The organism is Pseudochrobactrum sp. AO18b, assembly GCF_000409565.1.
Taxonomy (GTDB): Bacteria; Pseudomonadota; Alphaproteobacteria; order Rhizobiales; family Rhizobiaceae; genus Pseudochrobactrum; species Pseudochrobactrum saccharolyticum.
In genome coordinates this window covers 1-10,022 of sequence record NZ_ANNO01000131.1, presented here as the reverse complement: position 1 = coordinate 10,022, position 10,022 = coordinate 1, and the positions used below count along the sequence as shown (strand labels likewise).

10 protein-coding genes are annotated in these 10,022 nt (G+C 49.0%); 4 read left to right on the top strand and 6 right to left on the bottom strand.

Annotated elements, in window-relative coordinates; genetic code table 11:
• Nucleotides 1-46 precede the first annotated feature (46 nt).
• The 5 genes from A918_RS0105570 to A918_RS0105550 form a co-directional block, all read right to left on the bottom strand.
• Nucleotides 47-889 (bottom strand): dipeptide ABC transporter ATP-binding protein, encoded by an 843-nt coding sequence (locus A918_RS0105570; protein WP_022710099.1) that lies wholly within the window; start codon nucleotides 887-889, stop codon nucleotides 47-49.
• Nucleotides 886-1,740, bottom strand: a complete 855-nt coding sequence (locus A918_RS19580; protein ID WP_022710098.1) for an ABC transporter ATP-binding protein — start codon at nucleotides 1,738-1,740, stop codon at nucleotides 886-888. The genes A918_RS0105570 and A918_RS19580 overlap by 4 nt, the downstream gene beginning before the upstream one ends.
• A 2-nt stretch (nucleotides 1,741-1,742) precedes the next feature.
• Entirely contained in the window at nucleotides 1,743-2,651 is a 909-nt protein-coding gene (locus A918_RS0105560) for an ABC transporter permease subunit (RefSeq protein ID WP_028233427.1), read from the bottom strand.
• Between the two features lie 8 nt (nucleotides 2,652-2,659).
• Entirely contained in the window at nucleotides 2,660-3,667 is a 1,008-nt protein-coding gene (locus A918_RS0105555; RefSeq protein WP_022710096.1) for an ABC transporter permease subunit, read from the bottom strand.
• Between the two features lie 63 nt (nucleotides 3,668-3,730).
• The gene (locus A918_RS0105550) at nucleotides 3,731-5,338 is read right to left on the bottom strand and encodes an ABC transporter substrate-binding protein (RefSeq protein ID WP_022710095.1); all 1,608 of its coding nucleotides are present in this window, start codon (nucleotides 5,336-5,338) and stop codon (nucleotides 3,731-3,733) included.
• A gap of 342 nt (nucleotides 5,339-5,680) precedes the next feature.
• Between A918_RS0105550 and A918_RS0105545 the strand changes: the two genes are divergently transcribed.
• The 3 genes from A918_RS0105545 (at nucleotide 5,681) to A918_RS0105535 (ending at nucleotide 7,819) form a co-directional block, all read left to right on the top strand.
• Nucleotides 5,681-6,178 (top strand): HugZ family protein, encoded by a 498-nt coding sequence (locus A918_RS0105545; RefSeq protein ID WP_022710094.1) that lies wholly within the window; start codon nucleotides 5,681-5,683, stop codon nucleotides 6,176-6,178.
• 468 nt (nucleotides 6,179-6,646) lie between these two features.
• Nucleotides 6,647-6,982, top strand: a complete 336-nt coding sequence (locus A918_RS0105540; protein WP_022710093.1) for a helix-turn-helix transcriptional regulator — start codon at nucleotides 6,647-6,649, stop codon at nucleotides 6,980-6,982.
• 9 nt (nucleotides 6,983-6,991) lie between these two features.
• Nucleotides 6,992-7,819: an RNA methyltransferase gene (locus A918_RS0105535; protein WP_022710092.1), complete on the top strand. Its 828-nt coding sequence runs from the start codon at nucleotides 6,992-6,994 to the stop codon at nucleotides 7,817-7,819.
• Nucleotides 7,820-8,330: 511 nt separating this feature from the next.
• Here the strand turns inward: A918_RS0105535 and mnmA are convergent.
• Nucleotides 8,331-9,542, bottom strand: a complete 1,212-nt coding sequence (gene mnmA / locus A918_RS0105525) for a tRNA 2-thiouridine(34) synthase MnmA (RefSeq protein WP_022710090.1) — start codon at nucleotides 9,540-9,542, stop codon at nucleotides 8,331-8,333.
• Between the two features lie 309 nt (nucleotides 9,543-9,851).
• Between mnmA and A918_RS21470 the strand changes: the two genes are divergently transcribed.
• The coding region (locus A918_RS21470) for a DUF1153 domain-containing protein (RefSeq protein WP_156831386.1) at nucleotides 9,852-10,022 on the top strand (171 nt) is incomplete at its 3' end.

Here is a 10,022-nt window from a genome sequence, read left to right as displayed (position 1 = left end):
GCTGATCTTATCAGCGCGGCGTTTTTATTATCACTGTAATCGCGGTTTAGGCTGCTGAACGTTTTTTCGCACGTTCAGTCACACGCTGACGAATGCTTTCGATATCCGAACGCGGAGTGGCCCCGAACAGTTTCTTCGTATAGTCATGACGCGGATGATTAAACACCTCGTCACGTGTGCCATATTCAACAACCTCACCATAATACATCACCATCACCTCATCGGCGATATAGCGTACCACAGACAAATCATGGCTGATGAAAACATAGGTCAGTTCAAACTCTTCCTGCAGATCCGCAAGAAGATTAAGCACCTGCGCCTGCACCGAGAGATCGAGTGCCGAGACCGGCTCATCCAGCACCAGAAGGCGCGGGCTGAGCATTAATGCACGGGCAATCGCAATACGCTGACGCTGACCGCCGGAGAACATATGCGGATAGCGATTGAAGTGCTCGCGGCCAAGACCGACCTTGAGCAGCATCTGCATCGCTTTTTCCTGACGCTCTTCCGCTGTCATATTGGTATTCAGCAGCAGTGGTTCCGCCAGCACATCACCGATTTTCTGACGCGGATTGAGCGAGCCATACGGGTTCTGAAACACGATCTGCACACGCTGGCGCATTTCGCGGGTCAGACCATCGGTGGCAATATTCACCGGATGACCGTCAATCAGCAATTCGCCGGATGTCTGCGGGTCAATCAAAGTCAGGATGCGGGCAAGTGTTGACTTGCCGCAACCGCTTTCACCAACAATAGCCAGTGTCTTGCCCTTCTCGACCGAGAAACTGACATTTTTCACTGCATGCACAGTTTTCGCCTTGGAAAACAAACCGCCGCCAGTGTGATAATCCCGCACGATATTACGGGCTTCAAGAACGATCTCACTCATTGGGCAGCTCCTGACGATGCGGCATTCTGCAAGACAAAATCCGAAACCGTTGGCAAACGGTCACCGGTTGCATTTTCCGGCAGGGCTGAAAGCAGTGCTTTTGTATAAGGGTTCTGCGGATTCTCAAACAATGAGAGCACATCCGCATCTTCCATCTTATGACCTTTATACTGCACGATAACGCGGTCTGCAGTTTCTGCCACAACACCCATATCATGCGTAATCATAATCAGACCCATACCGTGCTCTTCCTGCAAACGCATCAAGAGATCAAGGATCTGTTTCTGAATGGTCACATCAAGCGCAGTTGTCGGTTCATCCGCGATCAGCAATTTCGGATTACAGGCAATCGCAATGGCAATCATCACGCGCTGGCACTGACCACCGGACATCTGATGCGGATAGCTGCCCAGACGCTCAGAGGCATCACGGATGCCCACCAGTTCCAGAAGCTCGATCGCACGACTACGGCGCTGTGCTTTACCCATATTCAGGTGGAAGCGCAGAACTTCCTCAAGCTGGAAACCAACGGTAAAGCACGGGTTGAGGCTGGCAATCGGTTCCTGAAAAATCATGGAGATTTCACGACCGATAATCGCGCGGCGTTCTTTATCGCTCATATTGAGCAGATCACGGCCGTCAAACAGCATCTTGTCCGCGGTGACTGTTGCAGTCTTCGGCAACAATCCCATCACCGCCAGCATACCAACGGATTTACCCGAACCGGATTCACCAACGATAGCCAGAACCTCACCGGCATCGACAGAAATATCGATGCCGTCTACGGCTTTGAAAGCACCTGTTGACGTATCAAAGGCAACTGTCAGATTTTTGATTTCTAAAAGAGCCATTATCAGCTCCTCTTCAGTTTTGGATCAAGCGCATCGCGCAGACCGTCGCCAACCAGATTGATCGCGAGAACCGTAATCAGGATAGCAAGACCCGGGAATGTAACAACCCACCATGCACGGGTGATAAATTCACGTGCTTCAGCAAGCATTGTACCCCATTCCGGTGTCGGCGGCTGTGCACCCATACCAAGAAAGCCCAGAGCAGCAGCATCAAGGATCGCATTGGAGAAGGACAAAGTGCCCTGCACGATCAGCGGTGCCATGCAATTCGGCAGAATGGTCTTGAACATCAGACGCAGACGGCTGGCACCGGCCAAGCGGGCAGCAATCACATATTCACGGTTCTTTTCCGCCATCACGGCCGCACGGGTCAGACGCGCAAAATGCGGCTGCAAAACAAGCGCGATAGCGATCATCGCATTCATCAGACCAGGTCCGAGAATTGCCACAAGAACCAGCGCCAGAATAAGCGACGGGAAGGACAGGATGATGTCCATCACGCGCATGATGATTGTATCAACCACGCCGCCAAAGAAACCGGCGATCAGACCAACGGTCACACCGGAAACCAGCGACAGAACAACAACCACAAGACCGATAAACAGCGAATATTGCGAGCCGTAAATCAGACGGGACAGAACATCGCGGCCAACCGCATCTGTACCGAGCAGAAATGCAGCTTTACCGCCCTCTTGCCAGACCGGAGGGGTCAGCAATGCGTCACGATATTGCTGTGTCGCATCATGGGGAGCCAGCAAAGGTGCAAAAACAGCCACCAGAACCAGCGCTACGAAAACGATCAGGCCGAGAACCGCACCGCGGTTCACGCTGAAATAATACCAGAAATCGGCAAGCTGGCGTCGCAAAGACACATCAACTGACTTTTCCATTGGTACAGTAGAATTACTCATTGGAAGCCTCACTTATGCCGGATGCGCGGGTTGATTAAGCCGTAAAGCAAATCAACAGCCAGATTAACGACCATCACAAGGATGGCGATCAGAAGCAAACCGCCCTGAACAGATGGATAGTCACGACGGAAAATACTGTCGATCATCCATTTGCCGATCCCCGGCCAGGAGAAAATAGTTTCAGTCAGAATAGCACCGCCAAGCAAAACGCCGACCTGCAAACCGATTGTGGTAATAACCGGAATAAGCGCATTGCGCAGAGCATGCAGCCCGATAACACGACGCTGGCCAAGGCCTTTTGCGCGCGCTGTACGGACATAATCCTCACCCAAGACTTCAAGCATAGCCGAGCGGGTCTGACGTGCAATCACCGCCATCGGAATTGTTGCCAATACGACTGTCGGCAGGATCAGATGCGAAAGCGCAGAGGTAAAAGCCCCCTTCTGTCCCGACAGAAGACTGTCAATCAGCATAAAACCGGTAACCGGCGGGAAAAAATACATCAGTGAAATACGGCCGGAAACCGGTGTCCACTGTAAAATACCCGAAAACAGAATGATAAGCAGCAGGCCCCACCAGAAAATCGGCATGGAATAGCCAACCAGTGCTACGCCCATCGATGTCTGATCAAACCACGAACCGCGCTTAACCGCTGCAAAAACACCGGCAGGAATACCGATCAGAACCGCAAGCACAATAGCACACAGCGCCAGTTCGACTGTCGCCGGAAAAAGCGTGAAAAACTCGGTAATAACCGGTTTTTTGGTAACCATGGACATGCCGAAATCGCCGTGTAGCAAATTCCAGATATAATCCAGATATTGCTGCCACATCGGCTTATCAAAACCGAACTGCTTCATCAGCTCCGCATGTCGCTCCGGCGATACGCCGCGTTCACCTGCCATCAGCAGGACCGGATCACCCGGCAAAACGCGTACGAAGCCGAAAGCAAGAATAGTGATGCCGAAAAATGTCGGTATCAGATAGGCAATTTTGCTTAAAATGAATCGTATCATGAATATAGCAAGACCGGGCGCTGAAATATTTCATCCAGCGCCCGGTCATTCTCCTTTTAAGAATTACTCGGAAATATCAACACCGTCGAAACGGTAATCACCGAGCGGGCTCATCTTAAAGCCCGTAACTTTGGCAGACATCGGCACATAGACTGTGGAATGTGCCAGTGTGTTCCAAGGAGCCTGCTCCTTGAAAATTACCTGTGCCTGCTCGTAAAGCTTAACGCGCTCTGCCTGATCGGAAGTCACTTTCGCCTTCTGGATCAGATCTTCAAATGGCTGGTAGCACCATTGTGCACGGTTGTTACTGCCAACACCGGAACAGCCGAGCAGAACGCCGAGGAAGTTATCCGGATCACCATTATCACCGGTCCAGCCGAGGATCACCGCACCGTCACGATCCTTTTCGCCCGACTTCTTGAGATATTCACCCCATTCCATCGAAACGATTTCAGCTGTTACACCGACTTTGGCCAGATCGGCCTGCATCAGCTCAGCTGTACGACGTGCATTCGGCATATAAGGACGGCTTACAGGCATTGCCCAAAGCTTCATCTTCAGATCTTTAACGCCGGCAGCTTCCAGAGCCTTTTTCGAGGATTCAGGATCATATTTGTCGTCTTCAATCGCGTTATTGTAACCCCACATTGTCGGCGGGATCGGGTTTTTGGCAACCTGACCGGAACCCTGGAACACGGCGTCAATGATCGCCTGCTTGTTCACAGCCTGATTGAGTGCCTTACGTACTTCCGGCTTATCGAAAGGTGCAACAAGCGTATTATATGCAAAATATGCAATATTCAGACCGGCCTGTTCATCAACCTTCAGATTGCTGTCAGCCTGCAGGCCTTTGATATCTGCCGGAGCCGGATAAGACATCAGATGGCATTCGCCGGCTTTCAGCTTCTGCGCACGAACTGCAGCATCGGTTGTGATTGCGAAAACCAGATCGTCGATTTTCTGCTTTTCACCCCAGTAATCAGGATTCGCTTTGAAGCGGATAACCGCATCTTTCTGATAGGCTACAAAAGTAAACGCACCGGTACCCACTGGGAACTGGTTGAGGTTTTCTCTTTTACCATCTGCGTCCAGTTTGTCCGCATATTCTTTCGACATAATGGATACGAAAGGCATCGCAATATTGGCGAGGAATGGTGCTTCAGGACGTGTCAGCACGAACTTAACAGTATTATCGTCAACCTTGACGATATCCTTGATCAGCGTGCCCATTTCCATACTGTCGAAATATTCGTAGGAAATACCGGCAGTATACTGGTGCCAAGGATTGTCTTTGTTACGCTGACGGTCGAATGAGAACAGAACGTCATCAGCATTGAAATCACGGGTCGGTGTAAAATAATCCGTTGTCTGGAATTTTACGCCCTTACGCAGATGGAATGTATATTCCAGACCATCTTCGGACACTTCCCATTTCTCAGCAAGACCTGGCTCAACAACAGTTGTGCCGTTCTCAAACTCAACCAGACGGTTATAAACCGGATGCGCAGACGCATCAAAAGTATCACCACCTGTGTAAGGTGCCGGATCAAATCCTTCCGGCGATGCCGGCGAGCAATATACCAGCGTCTTTGCGGATGCAGCGCCGGAAAAACCCGCCATCATGGCAGCGGTCAGCGCAGTCGCAGCAAGAAGTTTAGTGTGAAATTTCATTATAGGCCTCCACCCGATAACAAGCTGCAACGCCTCACGTCGCAGTCTGAGGCGTAAAGAAGCATTTTGCGCGGCAAAAAGGCAAGTTGAATTTACGTCTTGGTCAACGGCGCAGAAAAAATAATTCTGCTCCATAATTAGACATAAAAAATATATATTTGATTTTTAATGAGAATTTCGGCTTTTCAACCGTTTCAATTTCACAAAGCACGCAGGATTTTTTTGTGATTAGCTGCTAGTAATCAGCCTGTTTGCGCCGGTTCCTGTCAGAATCGGAACAGTACCCGACGTTACGCAAGCTATTGATAGATCAGGACAAGACACGGAAAATGAGGCAGGATTATGAGTGAAAAGAAAGACGTCATCCAGCAGACAACAGAAGAAGCACGTGTACTCGCTGTTCAGCTGATTACAAATGCTACTTACGGCTCACTCGCAGTGCTTGATCCGGCAACCGGCCGTCCGAGTGTAACACGCGTTGCAATCACCACCGATACGGATAACACTCCCCTGCTTCTGGCATCCGGCCTTGCCACCCATACACCGGCTCTGGACGCCAATCCTGTCTGTTCGCTACTGCTTGGCGAACCGGCCGATAAAGGTGACCCGCTGGTTCATCCGCGCATTACCCTTGCCTGTTCAGCAGAGAAATTCATGCGTGGTCAGGAAGGATATCAGCGCCTGCGGGATTTGTTCCTCGAAAAACGCCCTAAAGTTAAACTTTATATTGATCTCGGCGATTTTGTTATTTTCCGCCTCAATGTGGAAAGTGCCGGTCTCAATGGTGGTTTCGGAAAAGCTTTCCATTTAAAAACCGAAGATATTGTACTGCCGCAATAAATATCGACGATTTCCCGCTGTCCAGCCTGCGACATTTGCGACTTATATAATAGTTTTTGAATGATACGGCGAAGCACAATCTGATTGAGCTTCGTCTTATCTGCCTGTGTTTGACTTAGATTTTTTCTCGATCAATACTCTAAATTAACAAGATCACAAAAATGTGTACTTATTCAAAAGCCTGCTCATAAATTTTGAAATTCAACGATTATTTTTTTACAAAAGCGACCAATATTTATTATTAATATTTTAGTTTAAAATGACATTTTCAATATTTTAGCAATCGCTAAATATAAAATAAACAAATAATTTTGAAATCGATTTATCACTCCCTTAAAGAGTAATTATTCTGTACGTTTTAAAATAATTCTTGCAAATATCAATTCTATTGGTAGTTGTAATAGTGCGCTGATTTCTTTCTTATAAGCGCACTATCAAAATTGCTGTCATACGGGGGTAGGACTGCACATGAAACATGATAATATCTACGCAAATCTTGTCGATAACGCGGATCAGGCTGCCGACTTCCTGTCGGCTCTCGCCAACAATAAAAGGCTGCTGATCCTTTGCAAGCTGTTGCATAATGAAATGTCTGTGGGAAGTCTTGCAAAAGCAATCGACCTCAGCCAGTCTGCATTATCACAGCACCTTGCAAAACTGCGCGCACTCAATCTTGTTTCCACAAGACGGGACGCCCAGACAATCTACTATGTTGTTTCATCTCCGCATATTGAGCTGGTGCTTTCAACATTAGGCAGTCTGTATCTGGCACGCAGCGAGAAAAGACGGGAAGCGTTTGCTTAAACTGAACTGATGCATAATCAGACTAAATATAATTCCGTCATATTTATTAATGACTTAGCAGATAAGCGCCTCGGCGCTTATCTCAATATTAAAGAAAAAGACCTTACAGGGCGCGAGTCCCGCTTCATTGCAGAAGGCAAGGTCGTCTTACGCGTTCTGCTGAATTCATCGCAGTTTGAAGCTGAATCTCTTCTTATCACCGAAAACAAACTGGCCGGCCTTCAGGATATTTTGCCTCTGGTTCCTGATCACGTCCCTGTTTATGCAGTCTCACCATCCGATATGGATCAGATTGCGGGCTTCAATGTCCATCGCGGCATTCTCGCTGTCGGGAAAAGAAAAACCCTTCATAACATCCAGAATCTCATAGAGAATTTGCCGGATAATGCCCTTATCCTGATCCTTTGCGGCATATCCAACCATGACAATATCGGATCAATTTTCCGCAATGCCGCCGCCTTTGAAGCCAGTTGTGTAATGCTGGATGAAACATGCTGCGACCCGCTTTACCGTAAAGCAATCCGTGTTTCGGTCGGCGCAACATTACAAGTTCCCTATGCCCATAACGGCAAGATTGACGATATTGTTAAAACCGTTGCCGAAGCGGGCATCAACCTCATTGCACTGTCACCGCAAAGCCCGCAATCGCTCTATGATTTGCCTGTAAATGGGCGAACCGCGCTTTTGCTGGGCACTGAAGGCGAAGGACTGCCGCAGCATCTGCTTACCTCCCTGCAAAGCGCCCGCATTCCTATGTCCCGCCGGTTTGACAGCCTGAATGTAGCGACAGCCTCCGGCATCGCATTATCCTGCCTGAGCCGCGCAAATTTTGATTAAACTGCCTGATTTCAAACTGAAGCCGCTCGTTTCATGCCACCGGAAACAAACAAATCATTTCACTGTAACGCGGGCAATGCCGCAAAACCTCAGCATCAATTGACTGAACAGAATACTGGATACATACAACCTGAAATAGAATTATTAAATTCTAAATTATCAGTTCAATAAATCATCAAATATATGAATTTCAACACTCTTTTCAGAGTGAGAATCTAAGCTCAATTTTATTGATGAACCGCATCAATTCTGAAAATATTGGCTTCAGCTTCTGGCTGCTGCTCAAGTGCCGTGTATTTCAGGAGTTTTTTGATGCCGGTTATATCAGATCAAGATGAAATGCTTATCTGACAGGTTATCGCAATCACAGGAGCGATGAATATATCCAAAACACAGCTTTGCAAGCATCTATATTACGAAGAAAGAGCGTGGAACATAAACAATCCGGAGTAAACAAATGCATCATTCATCTGTTTACTCCGGATCATAGTCTTCAACACTCATATGCAGCTCAGGCTGCTGACACTGAGCCTGATGTCGCTCCTGCGCCATTGCCGGTCAGTTCACGAAGCATTTTTTCGGCTTCCGGAGCACGTTCGGAACGGGCAATAAAACCACCGCCGAATACGCGCGCCGTATTGCTGTCGTCGGAATAGAGCACACAGGCCTGTCCCGGAGCGATACCGCTCTCACCATCAATCAGCTCAACCCAAGTCTGCCCGTCTGCATGATGCAAAACAGCAGGCTTTGGCGGACGCGTTGAACGCACCTTGGCAAAGACTTCCATACCTTCCGCTGGCAGATCAGCAAGCGGACCGTCACCAAGCCAGTTCATATCACGCAGGAATACTTTATGTGTTTCAAGCGCTTCACGCGGGCCGACAATAACGCGCGCATGGGCAGCATCGAGATGCACAACATAAAGCGGTTCACCGGTCGCAATACCAATACCGCGGCGCTGGCCAACCGTATAATGAACAATACCGTCATGATCGCCCAGAACACGGCCGTCAATATGCACGATATGGCCACGTGTCGCCGCTTCCGGCTTCAGGCGCGAAATAATATCGGAATATTTGCCCTGCGGGACAAAGCAAATGTCCTGACTGTCCTGCTTCTTGGCAACAGTCAGCCCCATTTCCTCAGCCATTTCACGAACATGCGCTTTTGGCAGATTACCAAGCGGAAAGCGCAGATAATCGATCTGCTCCTGCGTGGTGGCGAAAAGGAAGTAGCTCTGGTCGCGATCCGCATCAACTGGGCGGAATAGAGCTCTGTGAGCGCCGTTTGCACCGCTGCGAATATAGTGACCGGTCGCAAGCGCTGCCGCGCCCAGATCGCGTGCTGTGGCCAGCAGATCAGCAAATTTTACAGTCTGGTTACAGGCAACGCACGGGATCGGCGTTTCACCGCTCACATAGCTGTTGGCAAAAGGATTGATAACCGCTTCACGGAAGCGCGCTTCATAATCCAGTACATAATGCGGAATACCAAGGCTTTCGGAAACGCGGCGCGCATCTTCAATGTCCTGTCCTGCGCAGCAGGAACCGGCACGGTGCACGGCAGCGCCATGATCATAGAGCTGAAGGGTTACACCAACAACATCATAGCCTTCACGCTTGAGAATACCGGCAACAACCGAAGAATCAACGCCTCCTGACATTGCAACAACAATGCGCGTATCTTCCGGCTTTCCCGGCAAATCGAGGCTGTTCAGTTTCATGATTAGGTCCATATCCGGGGTCAAAACCCGATATCTTGCTTCAAATTCTCCCCTTATATAGGCCATTGTGACCCGCCTTGCCAAGATGCCGCAGGGCAAAGGAGATTTTTTAATAAAATATTTTGAGCTGAAAACGAGTAAAAAAGCCTCAAAACGGCTTAAATATGGCGTTTTCAAGCTCTTTCTACATAATCTTTAATGAAAATTATTATTTATTACCAGAGCCTTACCGAGTGCTTAGCTCTTTTTTAAAGCTGTGACGCTATCGTGAAGCGTGATTAGGTCCTTGAGTGTTGTGTAGAGAGTACAATGACCGATCTGGTAAGACCACGAGTAAAGTACGTCATCGGTCCGGACGGAAGTCCGCTCACCGTTGCAGATCTTCCGCCGTCGAATACACGGCGCTGGGTTATCCGCCGCAAGGCTGAAGTTGTTGCCGCTGTACGCGGCGGCCTCCTCAGTCTTGAGGAAGCCTGGCGG

What these genes read in the sequence shown, in the direction of transcription:
- A918_RS0105570 (WP_022710099.1), bottom strand. Translation starts at nt 889, where the DNA reads ATGAGTGAGATCGTTCTTGAAGCCCGTAATATCGTGCGGGATTATCAC.
- mnmA (WP_022710090.1), bottom strand. Translation starts at nt 9,542, where the DNA reads ATGAAACTGAACAGCCTCGATTTGCCGGGAAAGCCGGAAGATACGCGC.
- A918_RS0105545 (WP_022710094.1), top strand. Translation starts at nt 5,681, where the DNA reads ATGAGTGAAAAGAAAGACGTCATCCAGCAGACAACAGAAGAAGCACGT.
- A918_RS0105550 (WP_022710095.1), bottom strand. Translation starts at nt 5,338, where the DNA reads ATGAAATTTCACACTAAACTTCTTGCTGCGACTGCGCTGACCGCTGCC.
- A918_RS19580 (WP_022710098.1), bottom strand. Translation starts at nt 1,740, where the DNA reads ATGGCTCTTTTAGAAATCAAAAATCTGACAGTTGCCTTTGATACGTCA.
- A918_RS0105535 (WP_022710092.1), top strand. Translation starts at nt 6,992, where the DNA reads ATGCATAATCAGACTAAATATAATTCCGTCATATTTATTAATGACTTA.
- A918_RS0105555 (WP_022710096.1), bottom strand. Translation starts at nt 3,667, where the DNA reads ATGATACGATTCATTTTAAGCAAAATTGCCTATCTGATACCGACATTT.
- A918_RS0105540 (WP_022710093.1), top strand. Translation starts at nt 6,647, where the DNA reads ATGAAACATGATAATATCTACGCAAATCTTGTCGATAACGCGGATCAG.
- A918_RS0105560 (WP_028233427.1), bottom strand. Translation starts at nt 2,651, where the DNA reads ATGAGTAATTCTACTGTACCAATGGAAAAGTCAGTTGATGTGTCTTTG.